The following is a 21,572-nucleotide window of genomic DNA, read 5'->3' as shown; positions in this document are numbered from 1 at the left end:
GCAGAAAAGTAGATACAGAAAGGAATGGAGGCATAAAAATGGGAGCATATCAACTGAAAAATGAAGAACTTACACTGACTGTTATTTCAGCAGGCGCAGAAATGAAATCGCTAAAAGACAATAAGACAGAGCAGGAATATCTGTGGCAGGCAGATCCAAAGTTCTGGGGAAGAACATCACCGGTTCTTTTCCCAATCGTAGGAAATTATGCGCAGAAGCAGTCGGTATACGAAGGAAAGACATATACGCTGTCACAGCATGGTTTTGCAAGAGACATGGAATTTGATCTGGAGAGCCAGACAGAAGAAGAGATTTGGTTTGTACTGAAAGATACAGAAAGTACTTTGGAAAAATATCCATTTCATTTTATTCTGAAAGTAGGATACAGACTCTCCGGACGTCAGGTGGAAGTAATGTGGAAAGTAGAAAATCCAAATGATAAGAAGATGTATTTTTCGATCGGAGGGCATCCGGCATTTAACTGTCCTTTGAAAGAAGGAGAAAAGCAGGAGGATTGTCAGTTGATATTTGATACAGAAGGACCGCTCACGAGCAGCATCGTGAATGAAGAAGGTGCACTTTGTCCACGGACAAAAATCTTAAATCTTTTCGGAAAATGTCTGAAGCTTGAGGAACATTTATTTGATGAGGATGCACTTATTATTGAAAATCATCAGGCACAGAGGATCGGTCTTGCGGATGCAGATGGAAAGGTTTATCTGGAAGTAAAATTTGATGCACCGCTTTTTGGAATCTGGTCTCCGGCAAAAAAACACGCACCTTTCGTATGTATTGAGCCATGGTATGGAAGAAGTGACAGAGAAGATTTTGACCATATTCTGGAAAACAGGGAGTGGGGGAATGAACTGGAACCGGGCGATATTTTTGAAAAGGATTATAAGATTCTGGTAAAATAGCGCAGAGGGTTGCGTTTCATGGCTCAGACTGATACAATGAAAAAAATACATGGAATATTAAAGGAAGAGGAGAACGTAAGATGAACTTTTTGGAAGAACGTATTGTCAAAGATGGAATCGTGAAAGAAGGAAATGTTCTTAAGGTGGACAGTTTTCTGAATCATCAGATGGATATTGAATTATTTGACCAGATCGGAGCGGAATTCAAGAAGAGATTTGCAGATAAGAATATCAACAAGATCCTGACAATCGAAGCTTCTGGTATCGGGATTGCCTGTATTGTAGCCAAGCATTTTCATGTGCCGGTTGTATTTGCAAAAAAGACACAGAGCATCAATCTGGAAGGGGAGATGTATGTAGCAGAAGTCGAATCATTTACCCACAAATGCAAGAACCAGGTAATTGTAGCAAAGAAATTTCTTTCAGAGGAAGATCATGTACTCATTATTGATGATTTCCTTGCGAATGGATGTGCGCTGCAGGGGCTGATTCAGCTGGTTACAGAGGCAGGTGCAACTGTAGAGGGAATTGGAATTGTGATCGAAAAAGGATTCCAGTCCGGCGGAAGAATCATCCGCAACCTTGGATATCCGCTGGAATCACTTGCGATTGTAGAAGCTATGGACAGTGAGACGGGTGAGATCACTTTCAGAGAGCAGTAAAAAGTGCAAAAAGACGCATATGCCTGAACAAAAATTTTGTCGGGCATATGCGTCTTTTGCGTATATGATGAGCTAAGTGCAGATTTGTATTTTCAAAGGGATCTGCATTTTTGATAAGCAGGTTTAGTCATTTTGCTCCATCCATTCATTTAAAAGCCTGCAATAGCGGTCGGTATCTTCAACGAAGCATACATGACGGCAGTCATCAAAAAGTTCCCAGCGTGAATTCGGGATACTGTCATACATGGTCTTTGCAACCAGTGGAGTGCACAGATCGTTGGCTCCGTTGATGATAAGTGCCGGCTCTTTGATATTTTTCAGTTTGTCACGGTACTCATAGTTGCTGAGATTTCCGATTGGCGTGTATTCATTTGGTCCCCACGCGGTGATATAAGAGTCTGTTCCAACCTTTTTTGGACGGCGCAGGCATTCAGGATCGGTGTCTTTTGGTACGCCGGCGGCATGAAGAAGCATAAAGCGTTCATTGGCTGCGAGATATGCCGGATCGTCAAAATTGCCGGTTGCTTCAGCTTTGGCAATGGCGTCCTGATCTTCCTGGGACATGAATTTGATCATCCGGTGTTGTTCCTGGGCCCACAATCTGGCAGATGGGTGGGTGCTGGAAAGAATAACGGATTTGATCCCTTCTGGTTTGTGATCGCATAAGTATTCGATTGAGAGCATTCCGCCCCAGGACTGTCCGAGAAGATGAAGTTCATTAAGTCCGAGATATTTTCTGAGTTCGATCAGTTCATTCATCCATGTTTTAGAACACCAGAGTTCTGAATGTCCTTCTACATAAGAATTACCGCAGCCGAGCTGGTCGTAGGAAATAATTGCACGACCTTCATCAGCAAGCCGGTCAAGTACTTCAAAGTAGTTATGTGTAGAACCAGGCCCGCCGTGAAGCAGAATGAGTGGTTTTTTATTGCCGGAGCATTCGCCTGCAATACGGTAGTAGGTTTTGTATCCAAGATAAGGCATGTAGCCTTCTGTAATTTTCATATTTAATCCCTCCTCAGTACATTAAGTTTCTTCATTATAACATCAAAATGAAGTAAGGGAAAGAAAAAGTGGAAAAATAAAAAAATAACGAAAAAAAATATAAAAAAATAAAAAAAACAAAAAAGTTGTTGACAAACAGTTGAATGATGAATATAATAATAAGAGTCACGCGGGTGTAGTTCAATGGTAGAACACCAGCCTTCCAAGCTGGATACGTGGGTTCGATTCCCATCACCCGCTTTTGTTATGTTTTAAATCAGGAGTCCGGTCGCCAAAGTGGTGACCGGGCTCCTGATTTATAGAGAAAAATTTAGTCATTTTTGACTGGTACGTTAAAATATCGGCTCGATTATAAGGGTAAACGAAAATAGCCGCCAACTACTGGGAATAGTTGACGACTGACATTAGTAATAGTTGACACTATTTGCGGGTAGCCGCTTGCGGTTTCCCTCTTTATGTCTTAAATATAGCATATCTGGCAGCAGGACGCAATGGGTGAACGAAATGTTTACCAGTGTCGTAAATTTTTTGGTACTTACCTTGATTTTTTATCCCCACCATGCTATACTAACACCCGTTACAAAACCCCTAAAAACAAGGTCTTACAAGGGTTTCGCCGATTCCCGGCGTAAAATGAATCGAGTGTTCGTGACCTTCCACTCGTAAAACAAAACTAGAGGAGAGAATTTCATATGAAGAACAAGAATGTAGCATTTATGACTCAGGCAGCGATGATCGCTGCAATCTACGTGGTGCTTACTTATGTATTTGCACCATTTTCATTCGGAGAAGTACAGATACGTATTGCAGAAGCACTTACGATCCTTCCGGTATTTACACCGGCAGCGATTCCTGGACTTTTCGTTGGATGTATTGTTGGAAACATTCTCGGAGGAGCAATCCTGCCGGATATCATTTTCGGAAGCATTGCAACTTTGATCGGAGCATTTTTTACTTATCAGCTTCGTAACAAAAACCGTTTCCTTGCACCGTTACCACCGATTATTGCTAACACAGTAATCGTTCCGTTTGTACTTCGTTACGGATATGGAGTAGCACTTCCGATTCCGTTTATGATGTTGACAGTTGGTGTCGGAGAAGTTGTCGGATGTGGTGTGCTTGGATTAGTCCTTTATACTGCATTGAATCGTTATAAAAATGTAATTTTTAAAACAGCATAAGAAGATGTAAAAAGCGGACAGACTGAAAAGCTATTCAGCCTGTCCGTTTTTTATACTATTGTTGTGTATACAATCGTAGAATTTTACAAATTTGAGTGGAGATATATTTATGGAAAAGTGGATATGAATCTTCTATAATATAAAAAGAGAAACTGTAACCAGATGAAAGTTTGACAGTAAGGGAAAAAGGGAGAAATATGAAATATACAGTTGTTGTTGCTGATGATGAGGAGGAAATTCGCAGAAGTCTTGTTCGCAGGGTAAAGTGGGAAGAGATTGGTTTTGAAGTGGTCGGGGAAGCTGAAAATGGTGCAGACGCGCTGGAACTGGTTGAAAAGCTGGAACCAGATCTGCTCCTTACCGATATCAAGATGCCATTTTTATCGGGGATTGAGCTGGCACGGGCGGTCAGGGAAGTTTGCCCGATGGTACAGATCGCATTTTTAAGTGGATTTGATGATTTTACCTATGCGCAGCAGGCAATTCAATATAATATTGTAAGTTATATGCTGAAGCCAATTTCAGCAAAAGAGATCGAGGCGGAATTGATAAAGATTAAAAAAGCCATGGATCAGCGAGTGGAAGAATTTACAAAAGAAAGAAAAGAGAAGCTGGATATCCGCAAGACGCAATTCCTTATTCCGCTTTTGCTCGACAGCTTTCAGAATGAACGGGTGTCCGAAGAGGCACTTCTTGAGCGGGCAGAGGAATGTGAGCTGATCCGTAATCCAAAGCCGGATAATATGCAGTATGTGGTGCTTGTAACCGGAATCCGTGATGCAAATGGAAAGGATCAGACAAGCTATAGCAGTGTAAATGCAGTTGATATGATCCTGAAAAAATATGTTCATTATGTAAGTTGCCATCTGGAAGGAAGAGTGGTATCGCTGATCGCGACGACTCCGGGAGGTATGGGTAAGTATTTACATATTATTGTAGAAGAAATTGTTCAGAGTGTGGAGCGTATTATGGGATATTGCTGTCAGGTCGGGGTAAGCAGGAGTGTGAATACTCTTGGAAAATGCAGAGAGAGCTATCTGGAGGCGATGAATGCGCTCAGTTATTCCAGAAAGGATAAAAGCAGTGTCTATTTCATTTCCGATGCAGAGCACGGATCGGGATTGGAACAGGGAGAAATACAGGAAATTACAGCAACGATGGAGAATTTTTTACGTGGTGGAATGGCAGAGGATCTGGAGATTTATCTGGATGATCTGGAAAAGAAGCTGCGAAATGGAGGCAAGAATACACTGGTACTTAGTACGATACTTTTGACCGAGATTGGGGCGGCAGTATATAAGGTTATTTATATGGCAATCGGGGAATGTGGTGTAGAAGTTCTTCAGAAAAAATATTCCATGCAGCAGATGCGTGAAATGGAACGTATGGCAGAGAATTTTCAGATCATAAAAATGCTGTGTATGGAGGCTAAAAAAATGCTTATGGATCAGAGAAAGAAGAGCAGCGAGGTGATCTGCGAGCAGGCAGTGCAGATCATACAGGACCGCTATGCCCAACAGGATCTGTCTGTTATGATCATCAGTGAAGAGATCGGGGTGTCGCCGAATTATCTCAGCAGTCTGATAAAAAAGACGACAGGCAGTTCACTGGTTGAGATCCTGACGAAAAAACGAATTGAAAAGGCAATGGAGCTTCTGCAGTGTACCGGTATGAAGATCGGTGAGATTACAGAGCTGTGTGGTTATAAGGATCAGTATTATTTCAGCCACTGCTTCAAAAAGCTGACTGGAGTATCACCGAACAAATACAGGAGGGAACATGAACAGGCGTAAAAAAGAAGCAGATCAGCACAAGGGATGGAATATATCTATTTCCGGTGTGTTTATTGCAATGGTAATGGGAATCGTCCTGACTTCGGTAGTGGCTGCAACGCTTATTTTTGTTCAGATTTACCGGAATGCAATGGAGCAAAGTGCAGTGACAAGCAGTTCCCAGAGCTGTGAACAGGTACAGAATACGGTTGAGAATTATACACAGGATATGCGGATCATACTGGAAGGGATCGTGGCGAGAATGCGTCATGAGAATAATCATTCTGAGGAATATATCCAGAATCTGGTAAATATCCGTTCCGATGTAGTAGCGGTAACAATCTGTGGTGAAGATGGGGAGCTTCTGCGTTACTGGAACAGAGGGCAGAAGCTGAAAGAGAATTATCGCATTGTTCAGAGTACCGAAATGGAAGATGACGATGGCAGGCTGCGTATAACCAAACCATATGTGGAATCTTTGTTTGAGGGATATTATCCATGGGTTGTAACCGTTTACCAGAAGATTCAGAAAGAAGACGGAACCAGTATACAGGTAAATATTGACATCCGTTTTTCTGACATTGCCAATTATGTTGATGATGTAGGGATCGGGCAGCACGGCTATGCCTATATTGCGGACAAAAAAGGCAATCTGATCTATCATCCACAGCAGCAGCTCATTTATTCCGGGTTAAAAGAAGAGAAGGGAATGGATTTAAAAGAAGGGACACATATTCAGGAACAGGCGATCTATACTGTGAAAAATCTGGAGAACTGTGACTGGAAAATTGTAGGTGTCTGCTATGTAGATGAAATGATTACGGAGAAGGTAAGCAGTGCGGTATCCAGACTTCTGATCGTCCTGTGTCTGGTTATGGGAGCAGTCTTTCTTCTCGGATGGGCATTTTCAGAACTGTTCTCAGCACCGGTAAGGCAGCTTGCTGATGACATGCACCGGTTTGAAAAAAATGCTGAAAATTTTGTATTTGAGCCGATGGCGGGAACTACAGAGATCACGACTTTATCCAACTCATTTGAACACATGGTTGTGAAGATCCAGAAGCTGATGGAGCAGGTCAGACAGGAAGAAATCACACTGCGGAAAACAGAGCTGAAAGCGCTTCAGGCGCAGATCAATCCACATTTCCTGTATAATACACTGGATGCGATTGCATGGATGTGTGAAGACGGGAAAAATGAAGATGCAGAAGAGATGGTTACGGCACTTGCAAGGCTGTTCCGTATCAGTATCAGTAAAGGGCATGAGCTGATTCCGATCGAAAAAGAAGTGGAACATGCAAAGAGTTATCTGAAGATTGAAAATTATCGGTATAAGAACAAATTTACCTATTCATTTGAGGTGGAAGAGTCGTGTCTTTCGTATCTTTGTAACAAAATTACTTTGCAGCCAATTATCGAGAATGCAATTTATCATGGTGTAAAGCAGATGATCGATGAGGGTGAGATCTGGATCCGTATTTTTGAGGACGGAGAAGATATTATTTTCCAGGTGGAGGATAACGGAATCGGTATGACGGAAGAACAGTGCCGGGAGATTCTGCGCAAAGAGCCGGGAGACCGTACCGGAATCGGAATCAAGAATGTAAATGACCGGATCAAGATTTATTTTGGAAGCAATTATGGACTGAATATCACAAGTGAGCTGGATGAAGGGACCTGTGTGACGATCCGTATGCCGAAGGTCAGGGAGGAAGAATATGAGAAAAAGTAGAAGAAAACCATTTATTGCAATTGGTGCAGGTGTGATCCTACTTGCAATTCTGTTTTTTGTCCTGACGGGTGACGGACTTTGGGAAGGAAAAGAAGGCAGTACAAATAGCGTCATCGAGAAGAAAAAAGTAGTGTTTCTGACAAAATCCATGGATTCTTCTTTCTGGCAGTCCGCATATGCGGGAGCCGGTGCGGCAAGTGCGGAATATAATCTGGATCTGGTGTGCGAAGGACCGGATGGAGACGGTGAGGAAGATTATGAGGCGCAGAATGAAATGATAGACCGGGCAATCCGGGAACAGGTAGATGCACTTCTGTTCTCTGCTATTGATTTTGAAAAGAATGCGGAAGCAATCGACCGTGCGGCAAAGGTAGGAATCAGGATTGTGGTTGTGGACAGTCCGGTAAACAGTGAGGCTGTGGAATGCTATATTGGTACAGACAATTATGAAGCCGGATGTATGGCAGGAGAAGAAGTGCTTGGTAATCCGGCGGAAAATCTAAATATCGGAATCGTAAATTTTGATAAGAGTACGGAGAACGGGCAGCTTCGTGAAAAGGGATTCCGGGATACGGTTCTTAATGATGACCGGGCAAATATTACGGCGTCCATCAATGTGAAGTCTACGATCACCGACGCAAGAGAGGGCACCGAGAGGATGTTGCTTGACAATCCGCAGATCAATGTGATCGTGACATTTAATGAATGGACAACACTTGGAGTCGGGGATGCGGTAGAAGCACTTGGCGCCGGAGAGCGGACGCAGGTTGTTGCGTTTGACAGTAACGTAAAATCCATTGGAATGCTGGAAAAAGGAAATGTAGATGCGCTGATCGTCCAAAACCCATATGCGATGGGATACCTGGGGATTGAGCAGATCAATACACTACTGAATGGTCAGAAGCCGGAAAAGAAAGAGACGGCAACCAGCAGTATTTTGGTGACAAGAGAAAATATGTATGATGATAAGAGCCAGAAGGCGCTGTTTTCATTTGAAGAAAAGTAACGGGTGGAATGTTTGTAGCTGCTCGGAAGTATAGAAGCTGTAGTCTGAAAAATATTTGGACTACAGCTTTTTGAAGAATTGGGCATTTGAAACATTTATGGACGAAATTAAGTAAAAATTTATATAAACGTTGAAATTCACAAACCCCTCGTAGTTTTTCACATGGGTATTTTATTTTCTTCTTGTTATACTCGTATCATCAAGTAAACGTTATACAAGGAGGAACGAAATTATGAAAAGAAGAATTGTAGCAGCGATGCTCGCAGGTGTGATGGCACTTGGAATGCTTGCAGGATGCGGGGGCTCCGGTAAGAGTGACAGTGATGGTGGAAGCAGTGATAAGAAATCATCAGACGCTAATATCGCAGTATTCTACTATACCTATTCTGATACTTACATCGCATCTGTCCGTACAGCACTCGATGCAAAACTTGACGAGATGGGCGTTGAATATCAGGACTATGATGGAAACAGTAACCAGACAACACAGAACGAACAGATTGATACAGCGATCCAGACAGGTGCTACAGCACTGATCGTTAACATCGTTACATCCGGTTCTGTAGATGCTTCTTCACAGATCGTTGAAAAAGCAGAAGCAGCAGGAATCCCGGTTATCTTCTTTAACCGTGCAGTCGAAGATGACAAAACAGAAGGAGATGTACTTGGAAGCTATGACAAGTGTGCATTCGTAGGAACAGACGCTCCGGAAGCAGGACATATGCAGGGCGAAATGATTGGTAACTATGTAGTAGAACATTTTGATGAAATGGATCTCAACGGAGATGGAAAAATCTCTTACGCAATGTTTATGGGACAGCTTGGAAATGCAGAAGCTATTTACCGTACACAGTTTGCTGTAGAAGATGCAGACAAGATCATCACAGAAGCTGGCAAACCGGCACTGGAATATTTCGATGCTTCTAACAGTGACAAATACCAGGTTGACCAGGATGGTAACTGGAGTGCAACAGCAGCAAACAACTATATGACAACCAACCTTTCCCAGTACAACGAAGGAAGCAATAACATGATCGAGCTTGTTATCTGCAACAACGACGGTATGGCAGAAGGCGCAATCTCTGCTCTGAATGATAAGGGATACAACCTTGGAACAGGCAAAGACGGAAAGATGATTCCGGTATTTGGTGTTGATGCTACAGATGCAGCAAAACAGCTGATCGGAGATGGCAAGATGACAGCAACTGTTAAACAGGATGCAGATGGTATGGCAGCTTGTATCGCAGATCTTGCTAAGAATGCAGCAGATGGAAAAGATCTGATGGATGGAACAGATTCTTACAACATTTCTGATAAAGTAAGCAACAAGATCTTCATTCCTTACCAGGAATACTCAGGAAAATAAAAATGTAAAAAATAAAGGTGGCGGCCAGGTGGTTGGCCAGCCACCTTTTCCAAAGTTGTGACGCAGTCGGATGGAACTGCATAGTGGCAGGTTCGAAAGGTATGCGAGATTAGAAGATGAGAGACAGGAGGACAGCTATGAAACAGGATGTTTTACTGCAGATGACGGATATCTGTAAAGAATTTCCGGGCGTAAAAGCATTAGATCATGTGTCCCTGACAGTTAAAGCAGGCACTGTCCATGCACTGATGGGTGAAAATGGAGCCGGAAAGTCAACACTGATGAAATGCCTTTTCGGAATTTATGACAAAGACAGTGGCAAGATTGAGCTGGAGGGAAAAGAGATTAATTTCAAGAATTCGAAAGAAGCTCTTGAAAATGGAGTTGCAATGGTTCACCAGGAACTGAACCAGGCGCTCAAAAGAAACGTCATGGATAATCTCTGGCTCGGACGTTACCCGAAAGTGGGCGGCGTTATGGTAAATGAGAAAAAAATCTATGACGACACAAAAAAAGTATTTGAAGAATTGAAAATTGATGTAGATCCGAAAAGGATCATGAGTACGATGCCGGTATCACAGAGACAGATGGTAGAGATTGCAAAAGCAGTATCTGTGAATGCAAAAGTCATCGTATTTGATGAGCCGACTTCTTCCCTTACAGAGCAGGAAGTAGAGCATCTGTTTGATATCATTGAGATGCTGAAAAAGAGAGGATGCGGAATCATTTACATTTCACATAAAATGGCAGAGATCAAACGGATTTCAGATGAAATCACGATCATGCGTGACGGAACCTGGGTAGCAACAGAGAAAGCAGATGATCTGGAGATGGACGATATCATCCGTCTGATGGTTGGACGTGAGCTTACCAATCAGTTCCCGCCAAAGACAAATAAACCGGGCGATGTAGCGCTTGAAGTGGAACACCTTTCCGGAATGTATTCGATCCTGAATGATGTTTCCTTCAAAGCAAGAAAAGGAGAAATTCTTGGAATTGCCGGACTTGACGGAAGTGGGCGTACAGAAACTCTGGAGACAATTTTTGGAATTGCAACCAGGAAATCAGGAACGATAAAACTTGACGGAAAACAAGTCAGCAATAAGAATGCACAGGATTCGATCAAGAACGGATTTGCACTTCTGACAGAAGAGAGAAGAGCAACCGGTATCTTCGGCATCCTGAACATTCGTGAAAATACCGTTATCTCCAGCTTAAAGAGACACAAAAAAGGATTTTATCTGAGTGAAAAATCCATGAAAGAAGATACGCAGAAATATATTGATGCGCTGCGGACAAAGACACCGTCGCAGGAGACAAAGATCCGTGCACTTTCCGGTGGAAACCAACAGAAGGTTATCCTTGGAAGATGGCTTCTTACCGATCCGGAAGTACTGCTTCTGGATGAGCCGACAAGAGGAATCGATGTCGGTGCAAAGTATGAGATCTATCAGCTCATCATCGATCTTGCGAACCGCGGCAAAGTAGTTATTGTAGTTTCTTCAGAAATGCCGGAGCTTCTCGGAATCTGTGACCGTATCATGGTTATGTCCGGTGGAAGACTTGCCGGAGAGATTAACGCTGAAGAGGCGACGCAGGAACTGATCATGACTTACGCAGCAAAGTATGTGTAATTTTCAAACAAAAAGAAGGAGGCTTCCCAGATGAAAGCATTTGCAAATATAAAATCACGCTATGCAGAATACAAAGCACTGGATTCCGCAGACAAGGCAAAAGCGTGGAAAGAAGGACTTATCAATAATGCGATTTATCTTCTGATCATTATCGCAGTTATTTACACTTACACACAGAACAGCAGATTTCTGAGCGTGGCATCTATTGTTAACATTATCTCGCTGTCTGCAGCGAACATTCCGATCGCGTGTGGTATTGCAGGAACGATCGTACTTACCGGTACAGACCTTTCAGCAGGACGTGTTGTAGGTCTTACAGCATGTATTTCTGCATCACTTTTGCAGTCAGTAACTTATGCAACCAAAATTTTCCCGGATCTTCCGGTTCTTCCGATACCACTGGTTATTCTGATCGTAATCGTAGTCGGAGGTATTGTTGGATGGGTAAATGGATTCTTCGTAGCGAAATTCCACTTACATCCATTCATTGTAACACTGGCAACACAGCTGATCGTATACGGAATTCTTCTGATGTACATTATGCTGAACGGTAACAACGGACAGCCACTTTCCGGACTGGACAAATCCTTTAAGAATTTTGTAACAGGAAGTTTCTTAAAGATCCGTGGCGTTCCGATCCCGAACTATGTATGGTACGCTTGTGTCGTAGTTGTATTCATGTGGTTCATGTGGAATAAGACAACATTTGGAAAGAATATGTTCGCAGTTGGTTCCAACCCGGAAGCTGCTAATGTATCTGGTGTAAATGTTATGAGAACAACCATTCTGGTACATACACTTGCAGGATGCATGTATGGTATCACTGGATTCATTGAATCTGCACGTATCGGTTCCAACCAGGCAAATACAGGTCTGAACTACGAGTGTGATGCGATTGCTGCCTGTGTAATCGGTGGTGTATCTTTTGTAGGTGGTACCGGTAAGATCAGCGGCGTTGTTTTAGGGGTGTTCATTCTGAGAATCATCTTCGTTGCACTGCAGTTCCTGGCAGTAAGTCAGAATATGCAGTATGTGATCAAAGGTCTGATTATTCTGATCGCATGTGCAATTGATATGAGAAAATATCTGGTAAGAAAATAAAAAGAAAAGGCTGGGAAATGTTATGGACGAGAATAAGATGCCGGAGAATGACGGATGGAAGAAAAATGCAAGACTGGCGATTTATGCAATGGCCGGGTTTTATCTGCTGACACTGGCATACCAGATGTTCAGGGCGATTTCCACAAGTCATGGTAATGAACAGCTTGTTATGATCGTGGCGACGATTCTGTTTCTGATAGTTGGTGTTGGACTGATCGGGTTTGGAACTATAAATGTCTACAAAAATATGAAAAAGAATCAGAGTACAGATAAAGATCGTAATGAGGAATAGCTCATAACGAGGACGAGACCTCAAAACAAAAAGACAGGAGAGTAATAGCACCCCCCTGTCTTTTTGTGTCTATAAAGAGGAATAAAAACATTGGAGGAAAAGATGAAAACAAGAAAAAGGTATGTCCGTGCCGGGGCTGCCTGCCTTGCGGCATTGCTCACGGTACAGGGAATGACATTGCCTGTGGCGGCAGGTGAAGAGGTGAAAGTAAGATCCAATTCACAGACACAGATGAGTTCAGATCCGGAAGCGGTTTACGTAAGCAATTACGGGAAATCGACGGATCAGAGAACGATCAATTTTGACAGTAATTGGAAATTCAATCTGGGAGATGTGGAAAATGCGCAGACAGCAAATTTCGACGACTCGAAATGGCGCCAGGTTTCGCTTCCGCATGACTACAGTATTGAACAGGATTATTCAAAATCTATGGAAGCAGAAAGTGGATATCTTCCAGGAGGAACAGGATGGTACCGGAAAAGTTTTACCATAGATAAAGCTGCGGAAGGAAAAGAGATCCGTATTGATTTTAGCGGTGTTTATATGAATGCATCTGTATGGGTAAATGGAGAAAAGCTTGGAACACATCCATACGGATATACACCATTTTCATTTGACATAACAGACTATGTGAAATATGGTGAGGAAAATACAATTGCAGTAAAGGTGGAGAACAAGACGCCTTCAAGCAGATGGTATTCCGGAAGTGGTATTTACAGAAGTGTAAATCTGACCATGACAGAAAAGGTTCATGTGGATCTTGAGGGGACGCAGATTACGACTGAGAACCTGAAAGCAGAACAGGGTGGAACTGTCAATATGGATGTCCGCACACAGGTTGTGAATGATTCTGAAGATGAACAGGCTGTAACCTTGACGCACACGGTATTTCCAAAAGGCGCAGATGAAAGTGCAGCAATCGGAACAGTGACAACCGAAGCTAAAACTGTTGCATCCGGAGAAAGTGATGAAATCGAAATAACACTTGAGGCACAAAGTCCGGCGCTCTGGAGTGTGGACAGTCCGACACTTTATACTGTAAGAACAGAAGTAAAGCTTGGAGAAAATACAGTAGATGTTTACGATACAGAATATGGTTTCCGGTATTTTGATTTTGATAACAATACAGGATTTTCGCTGAACGGACAGAATACAAAACTAAAAGGTGTATGTATGCATCATGATCAGGGAGCACTTGGTGCAAAGGCAAATGCCCGCGCAATTGCAAGACAGATTGAGATCCTGAAGCAGATGGGGTGTAACGCGATTCGAGTGACACATAACCCTGCAGCTGATGAGCTGATCCAAACATGCAATGAGCAGGGGATGTTGGTGATCGATGAAGCTTTCGATACCTGGCTTTATGCAAAAAATGGAAACAGTAATGACTATGCAAAATGGTTCAATCAGACAATCGACGGGGACAATCAGATTTTAGGTGCAGGGGACGGTATGACCTGGGCACAGTTTGACCTGACAGCAATGGTGAAGAGAGGATACAATGCACCATCGATCATTATGTGGTCTCTTGGAAATGAGGTTATGGAAGGAATCAGCGGTGGCGTTTCCAATTATCCGGCAACTGCCCAGAAACTGGTGAACTGGGTAAAAGAGCTGGATACAACAAGACCGATGACAACCGGAGATAACAAGCTGAAAGCCAACTGGAGTGAAGCAGAAAGTATTGGCAATACATTAAATGCAGCAGGCGGAACCGTTGGATTTAACTATTGCGCAGGCTGGCAGTATGACAACTGGCATAAATTGCATCCAGAATGGCTGATGTACGGTTCTGAGACTGCTTCTGCGATCAACAGCCGTGGAATCTATAATCGGATCAACGGTGGAAGCCAGACTTCCGACAAGCAGCTTACATCCTATGATAATTCTGCTGTAGGCTGGGGCAGTGTAGCAAGTGATGCATGGTATACAACGATTACAAGAGATTACCTTGCAGGAGAATATGTCTGGACCGGATTTGATTATATCGGTGAGCCGACACCTTGGAATGGAACCGGAGCAGGATCAGTAGGAAGCTGGCCGGCACCGAAGAGCTCTTACTTTGGTATCGTGGATACCGCAGGCTTTGCGAAAGACAGCTATTACTTCTATCAGAGCCAGTGGAATGATCAGGTGCACACCTTACATGTACTTCCGGCATGGAATGAAAATGTAGTCTATAAAGACAACAGTGGAAAGGTTCCGGTAGTTGTATATTCGGATGCAGCATCGGTCGAGTTGTTCTTTACGCCGGCAGGTGGAGAAAGACAGTCTCTTGGAAAGAAAGCATTTACACAGAAAACAACAGCTGCAGGTTATACCTATCAGATTTACGAGGGAGAAGATAAGAACGGAACCGAGCATAAGAATCTTTATCTTACCTGGAAGGTTCCGTATGCGGATGGAACACTGGAGGCCGTTGCATATGACGCAGATGGAAATATCATTGAAAATACAGACGGACGTTCCAGCGTGACAACGACTGGCGAAGCTGCAAAATTGCAGATGTCAGCAGACAGAACCGAGATTGCTGCGGATGGAAAAGATTTATCTTATGTGACAGTTGATGTGACAGACCAGAATGGAAATATTGTTCCGGATGCAGAAAACCGCGTTACATTTAACGTAGAAGGTGATGGAGTTCTGGTTGGTGTAGATAACGGAAGCTCTCCGGATCACGATTCTTATCTTGCAGATAACAGAAAAGCATTCAGTGGAAAAGTTCTGGCAATCGTGCAGTCCACGAAAACTGGTGGTTCATTTACTGTGACAGCTACGGCAGATGGACTGGAAAGTGCAACAGCAACCGTCACAACTTATTCTGTATCAGATGGCACACCAGAAGAAAAAGAGATCGACAGTTTCTGGATGTCAAAGACCTATTATGTCAAGACTGGAAATATCCCGGTACTTCCGACAACGATTGAAACTCGTTATACCGATGGAAGCAAAGAAAGCAAAGTAGTGACATGGGATGCGATCGGAGAGGAGATGGTACAGCAGTCAGGAAACTTTAATGTGCAGGGGCAGATTGAAGGACATCAGGTAACAGTCAATGTAAATGTTATTGATGAAGTTGGAGGACTTCTGAATTACTCAACCTCAACACCAGTTGGAACTGTACCGATTCTTCCGGAATCCAGGCCGGCGGTTCTTACAGACGGAACCATTCTGACCGCTTCATTTGGAGTAAACTGGGATGACATATCGGCTGATCAGTTTGCAGAAGAAGGAACTGTTACGGTAAATGGGACAGCAGATGTACTCGGTGATGAAATTCCGGTAAGTGCAACAATCCGTGTACAGACAGAGCAGATCACAGTTGGAAGCAGCGTGTCCGGAAAGGTAATGAATCTGACACAGAGCATTCCGGAAGGCGAACAGTCAGATACACTTTCTGCAATTGTGGACGGATCAACAACAATCAGTGATAACACAAGTGGAGGAGCAAACCCGACTGCATGGAGCAACTGGCAGAGTTCCCAGAATGGTAATAGTAAAGCAGAAATCACATTTGAGTATGCAACCCAGCAGAGACTTGGACAGATTGTGATGCATTTTGCAAAGGACAGCGGAAGTATGCGTTATCCGGATGCAGGAATAACAGAGATTCTGGTTTCAGAGGATGGAACCAACTGGAACAAGCTTGCAGTAACGGAGACGATCGGGGAAGAAAGTGGACGGGTAAAACCATATACGTATGATTTCACACCGACGACAGCGACTTTTATCAAATTCAAGCTTACGAACGCAAGTGCACCGACAGGAACCAGATGGAAACCTTGTACTGCACTTACTGAGATCGAGTTGAAGGTGGCACAGGGAAGCTTCGTATCGAATACGACAGCGAAGCTGGAAGAAGTCATTGTAAATGGCAATCCGGTACCGGAAAGTGCACTGGCACAGGGAAGCTATTCTACACCTGCTATTTTTGCAGAGGTAGAGGCAAAAGCAGCCGATAATGCGTCAGTGACTATTCTTCCGACTTTCAACAATATCAAGAAGATCATTGTTGAGTCAGAAGATCACAATACAAGAAATGTATTTGAAATCCGTCTTGGAGAAGAGACAGAAGAGACACCAGAATCCGGTGACAGAGATTATCCGATTGGAAGGATCACTGCATTTGCAGAAAGTGAGTATAATGGCAGTGGAACAGAAGGACCGGCAGAGTACGTTCTGGATGAAGATGAAGGAACGCACTGGCATACAAACTGGCGTACAAATGAAGCACAGGATGTAGAAAAACGTTGGATCGGACTGGAACTGGAAGAACCGGCAGTTCTGGATGCATTTCGCTATTATCCGCGTGGTGGCAATATGAATGGATTTGTCAGTGAGTATAAAGTACAGTACAAACTGAATCAGGAAGATGAATGGACCGATATTGCAGGCGGTACCTGGGACAGGACGCTTGAATGGAAAATAGCAGAATTTGACGAACCGGTAGAAGCAAAATATGTGAGACTGGTGGGAATCCATACCTATGCGGAATCTGGAAATGATGCACACATGGCAGTTGCAGAGCTTCGTGTCCGTGAGGCGGACAAGCGTGTAGATATTTCGGCAGAAGACAGCCAGATCACAGTGTCAGTTCCGGAACAAACAGAGGTTGCGAAAGCAGATGAACAGAATCCGGTATATCCACAGGTAGAAGTCAAGAGAACGGTAAACGGCGTAGAAGAGACTCTGAGATACGGAGTGGATTATCTACTGTCCTATGAAAATAATACAGCTTTTGGAACAGGTAAGGTGATTGTTACCGGAATTGTAAATTACCGCGGAGTTGTAGAGCGTACATTTGAAATTGTAAAGAAAGCTCCGGAGTTAAGTGCTGTGTATATCCAGAGTCAGCCCGGAAAGACAGTTTACAAATCAGGAGAAACCTTCGATCCGACCGGTCTTTCGCTGAAATTGGTATACGATGATGATTCAGAGGAAGAACTGGTATATAGCGAAGAAACCGCAGGACAGTTTGGTTTTGAACCAGGTCTGGATACTGCACTTACAGAAGAAGTAAAAGAAATTACCGTGGCTTATGGCGGAAAATCAGCAGTTGTGTTTATCGGAGTAGAATCGTCAGAAACACCAGGACCTGAAAAGCCGGATCCGGAGAATCCGACACCGGGAAAACCAAATCCAGAGAAACCAAACCCAGAAGATCCAAAACCAGGGAATGGATCTGGCAGTGAGAACAATGGTGGAACAGGAAGTGGAAGCGGATCAAATTCCAATAACGGAAGCAGTGGTGGTAATAATACAGTAAATAACATCATAAATAATAACAACAATAACAACAGCAATTCTTCCAATAAGAATTCAGGAAAAGTGCAGACAGGAGACAGAAATAATCTGGTATTCCCATTAATCGGAATGACAGCAGCAATTCTGGCAATCGCCACTGTTTTAATAATCAGAAAAAAGAAACGTCTTTAAAAATATAGAAGACATTTAAAGGACTCCCGGCAAGGTAAAATTTGCCGGGAGTATTTATTTTCAAATCTCAAAAAATTCTTAAGAAAATCCAGCCCTATCTCTTAAAAAATCTCTGCTAATCTTGTATAGTATAGAGGAGGTGAAAAAAGATGGCGAAAATATTAGTATGTGATGATGATAAAGACATTGTAGAAGCAATAGATATTTACCTGACGCAGGAAGGATACGAAGTCCAGAAGGCGTATGATGGCGATGAAGCGATCAAGGTATTGAAAAGTAATGAAGTTGATCTTCTGATCATGGATGTGATGATGCCGCGGCTGGACGGAATCCGGGCGACACTCAAGATCCGGGAAAACATGAGCCTCCCGATTATTATTTTATCCGCCAAATCAGAGGATGCGGACAAGATTTTAGGACTGAATATCGGTGCAGATGATTACATAACCAAACCGTTCAATCCGTTGGAGCTGGTAGCAAGGGTAAAATCCCAGCTCAGACGTTACACCCAGCTTGGAAGTACGGCGAGATCTGACAACCAGAGTGAGTTCCGGACCGGGGGACTTGTGATCAGGGATGATCTGAAAGAAGTGACTGTGGACGGCGAAAAAGTGAAGCTGACACCGATTGAATACAATATATTACTGTTACTCGTTAAAAATCAGGGAAAGGTGTTCTCTATCAATCAGATTTACGAAAATATCTGGAATGAAGAAGCAATCGGAGCGGACAATACCGTTGCCGTACATATCCGCCATATCCGGGAGAAAATCGAAATCAATCCGAAAGAGCCACGTTACCTGAAGGTAGTATGGGGTGTCGGATATAAGGTAGAGAAGATCGGTTAGGAGGTCTTATGAATAACAAATGGTATCAGAGCGCACCATGTAAAGGAATCCTGATCGTACTGGAGCATATTTTAGCGGTGGTGATGATCACATGTCTGGTTTTTACATTCAGTTATCCGGGCGATAATCTGGCAGGAATCCTGTTTGAAAAGCCACATAAGAAGTATGAACAGTCAAAAGGGTTTACCGACAAGCTGATGAGTGCTGCAAATGATATTGCGGCTGCGGAAGGATACGACAGCAATTTTGAAACAGAAGGAAAATATGATGAAAACAGAATTGTAGATCTGAAAGAATATGATTCAGATCGTAAGATTTCAAATGAAAATGTAAATGGGCTTGCATACCGTCTTGGTGATCTTGTGAATTACTGGGAAAACGATCAGGAGATGTACTACGCAGACGGGACCAAGATGGCAGATGGAGACAATGATGATGAGATCATCGTCTGCCAGAAGGATGACGGAACCTACCATTATTACTATGAAAAAGAATTTCGTCGAGAATTTAAAAACGGGAACCTTCAGTTTGGTAATATGGATGAGGCAAAAGATGAATATTCACTGGAAAGCACCGGAGAAGTGATTGATTCTCTGATCAATGACTGGATCGAGAGCTCCGCAAGTATTTACCGCAATATTCTGGACAGTGAAAATCGCCAGGTCTACACAAAGTGCTGGCGGTATGACGGAGAAAAAGTTTCCGAAAACTGTGCACCGGTGGGCGCGAAGAATCTTCTGGAAGTTGTGAACAAGGATTCCAGATGGAACGGCAAGTTAAGTGATGCGATGTCCATGCTTGGAAATACTGTGGACAGTGTACGGGATAATTTTTTGACGTGGCAGTATGTAACGGAAGAATATAAAGAAGGTAATACCAATCTTGCATATATGATTGTAGATCTGGACAATAAAAAAGTTTATACCAACCGTCTTGCATATCAGAGATTTGATGAATGGGAAAAGAATCTGGAAAGTATGAAAAAGCTGGGAGTATATGCGGTTGCCACACCAAAGCTTACTGAGTACCAGAGTGATATTGATATGGACGGATCACAGTGGAAATCACTGATCGGTGGCAATATGTGGATGGATAATTACGAATGCGTGTTCGCGGTAGATACTTCCTATCCAATCCAGGATGACTTTTATCAGGAGAGCAAGATTTATCAGGAGTATGCACCGCAGGTAAGATTTACCTTCTGGATTGCGATTGCAACCGGATTTGCAATGCTTGTAATTCTGGCATGGCTGACAATTGTTGCGGGCAGATCAAACCGGGAAGAAGGCATTGTGTTAAATCGGGTCGATAAAATGAAGACAGAACTCTTTATTCTTTTGTCGGTTGCAGTTATGGTGATATGTATTTACGGGGAAATCAGTTTAAGTTACAGTCTGCTGAACGGAGTCTGGTTTAGCGGAGATGGTTTCAATGGCACATCGGTACTGATTTTTGCAGGGATTGTTGCGGTAAGCGTTTGCATGACAGGACTTACTTTCTGGCTTGGAATGGTAAGAAGGATCAAGGCAAAGACCTTGTGGAAGAACAGTATTTTATGTCTGATCATCAAATACGTCCGGATTGGAATCCGGCATCTGGGGGAGGTCTGGAAAGCTGCGATTTTGTTTGGAGTACTGGTTGTAGTTCACTGGATCGCGATCGCCATGTGGGAGCCGGGAATCTGGCTGTTCGTAATGCTTGCGGCAGAGGCGGGGGCATTTTTCTGCCTGATGCGCAGAGCCATCGGAAGAGCGCGGATCATCAAAGGGGTAAAAGCAATCGCAGACGGTCAGGTTGATTATCAGATTCCGTTAAATGGACTCAAAGGCGGACAGCTTGAAGCAGCAGTCAGCATCAATAAGATCGGAGATGGACTGGACCGGGCGGTAGAAGAGAGCGTAAAAAATGAACGCCTCAAAACGGATCTGATCACAAATGTATCCCATGATATCAAAACGCCGCTTACATCAATCATTAATTATGTGGACCTTTTAAAGAGAGAGGATTTTGAGGATCCGAAGATCCGGAATTATCTTCAGGTTCTGGAAGAAAAAGCATATCGTCTGAAGACACTTACCGAGGATGTGGTAGAAGCTTCCAAGGTAAGCAGTGGCAATATCAGCCTGGAAATGATGAATCTGAATCTGGTTGAGCTGGTTAACCAGACCAGTGCAGAGTTTGAAGAAAAATTTGAGGCAAGGAATCTGAAAATGATCATGAATCTTCCGACCGAACCGGCAACAATCTACGCAGACGGCAGACGAATGTGGAGAGTTCTTGCAAATGTATTTAACAATGCGGCAAAATATGCAATGGAGGGAAGCCGGGTCTACGTGGATCTGGTTCAGACAGGTGAGGAAGTACAGTTTACGATCAAGAATGTATCAGAGCAGCCGCTGAATATTTCGGCAGATGAGCTGACAGAAAGATTTATCCGCGGAGATGTATCCAGAAGCACGGAAGGAAGCGGGCTTGGTCTTTCGATTGCACAGAATCTGACAAAGCTTCAAGGGGGAAAATTCGAGTTATATCTCGACGGAGATCTGTTCAAGGTACTGATCCGTTTCCCGGTTCCAAAAGAAACGGAAGATGTCTATCAGGAAGTAGAACAGTAACAGGT

Annotated in this window: 14 protein-coding genes and 1 tRNA gene; 14 read left to right on the top strand and 1 reads right to left on the bottom strand. The window is 43.3% G+C overall.

Translation table 11 applies throughout. The annotated features are described in order from the left end of the window. Positions 1-38 precede the first annotated feature (38 nt). Positions 39-917, top strand: a complete 879-nt coding sequence (locus PG766_RS08710; RefSeq protein WP_270590735.1) for an aldose 1-epimerase family protein — start codon at positions 39-41, stop codon at positions 915-917. Between the two features lie 80 nt (positions 918-997). Beyond that, entirely contained in the window at positions 998-1,579 is a 582-nt protein-coding gene (locus tag PG766_RS08705) for a xanthine phosphoribosyltransferase (RefSeq protein ID WP_022220300.1), read from the top strand. A gap of 123 nt (positions 1,580-1,702) precedes the next feature. On the opposite strand, the gene pepI is transcribed toward PG766_RS08705, so the two are convergent. Then, on the bottom strand, positions 1,703-2,584 hold the full coding sequence (gene pepI, locus PG766_RS08700) for a proline iminopeptidase (RefSeq protein WP_118219325.1): 882 nt from the start codon (positions 2,582-2,584) through the stop codon (positions 1,703-1,705). A 169-nt stretch (positions 2,585-2,753) separates the two neighbouring features. On the opposite strand from pepI, the gene PG766_RS08695 reads away from it, so the two are divergent. From PG766_RS08695 to PG766_RS08640, 12 genes are all read left to right on the top strand, one after another. Beyond that, positions 2,754-2,824 (top strand) — tRNA-Gly (locus tag PG766_RS08695). Between the two features lie 452 nt (positions 2,825-3,276). Then, positions 3,277-3,765 carry a QueT transporter family protein gene (locus PG766_RS08690; protein WP_008371036.1) on the top strand — a complete coding sequence of 163 codons (489 nt, stop codon included), beginning with the start codon at positions 3,277-3,279 and terminating at the stop codon, positions 3,763-3,765. Positions 3,766-3,962: 197 nt separating this feature from the next. Beyond that, positions 3,963-5,558, top strand: coding sequence for a response regulator (locus PG766_RS08685; RefSeq protein ID WP_117824388.1), 1,596 nt, complete (start codon positions 3,963-3,965; stop codon positions 5,556-5,558). Then, on the top strand, positions 5,545-7,269 hold the full coding sequence (locus PG766_RS08680) for a sensor histidine kinase (RefSeq protein ID WP_118219329.1): 1,725 nt from the start codon (positions 5,545-5,547) through the stop codon (positions 7,267-7,269). The genes PG766_RS08685 and PG766_RS08680 overlap by 14 nt, the downstream gene beginning before the upstream one ends. After that, positions 7,256-8,275, top strand: a complete 1,020-nt coding sequence (locus tag PG766_RS08675; protein WP_270590734.1) for a substrate-binding domain-containing protein — start codon at positions 7,256-7,258, stop codon at positions 8,273-8,275. The genes PG766_RS08680 and PG766_RS08675 overlap by 14 nt, the downstream gene beginning before the upstream one ends. Before the next feature lie 232 nt (positions 8,276-8,507). After that, positions 8,508-9,641 carry a galactose ABC transporter substrate-binding protein gene (locus PG766_RS08670; protein WP_117824391.1) on the top strand — a complete coding sequence of 378 codons (1,134 nt, stop codon included), beginning with the start codon at positions 8,508-8,510 and terminating at the stop codon, positions 9,639-9,641. 137 nt (positions 9,642-9,778) lie between these two features. Continuing rightward, a complete protein-coding gene (locus PG766_RS08665) occupies positions 9,779-11,275 on the top strand; it encodes a sugar ABC transporter ATP-binding protein (RefSeq protein WP_055249308.1) in 1,497 nt (498 codons plus the stop codon). A gap of 30 nt (positions 11,276-11,305) precedes the next feature. Continuing rightward, positions 11,306-12,376: a galactose/methyl galactoside ABC transporter permease MglC gene (locus PG766_RS08660; protein ID WP_117824392.1), complete on the top strand. Its 1,071-nt coding sequence runs from the start codon at positions 11,306-11,308 to the stop codon at positions 12,374-12,376. A 22-nt stretch (positions 12,377-12,398) separates the two neighbouring features. Next, positions 12,399-12,668 carry a hypothetical protein gene (locus tag PG766_RS08655; RefSeq protein ID WP_008371021.1) on the top strand — a complete coding sequence of 90 codons (270 nt, stop codon included), beginning with the start codon at positions 12,399-12,401 and terminating at the stop codon, positions 12,666-12,668. 102 nt (positions 12,669-12,770) lie between these two features. Continuing rightward, positions 12,771-18,104, top strand: a complete 5,334-nt coding sequence (locus PG766_RS08650) for a sugar-binding domain-containing protein (protein ID WP_270590733.1) — start codon at positions 12,771-12,773, stop codon at positions 18,102-18,104. Positions 18,105-18,253: 149 nt separating this feature from the next. Further along, a complete protein-coding gene (locus PG766_RS08645) occupies positions 18,254-18,952 on the top strand; it encodes a response regulator transcription factor (protein ID WP_270590732.1) in 699 nt (232 codons plus the stop codon). Between the two features lie 8 nt (positions 18,953-18,960). After that, positions 18,961-21,567, top strand: a complete 2,607-nt coding sequence (locus PG766_RS08640) for a histidine kinase dimerization/phospho-acceptor domain-containing protein (protein ID WP_270203567.1) — start codon at positions 18,961-18,963, stop codon at positions 21,565-21,567. Positions 21,568-21,572: the final 5 nt, after the last annotated feature.

Source organism: Coprococcus sp. LG101-27 (assembly GCF_027695515.1).
GTDB lineage: Bacteria > Bacillota > Clostridia > Lachnospirales > Lachnospiraceae > Allocoprococcus > Allocoprococcus comes.
This window is presented reverse-complemented; position numbering and strand designations above follow the sequence as displayed.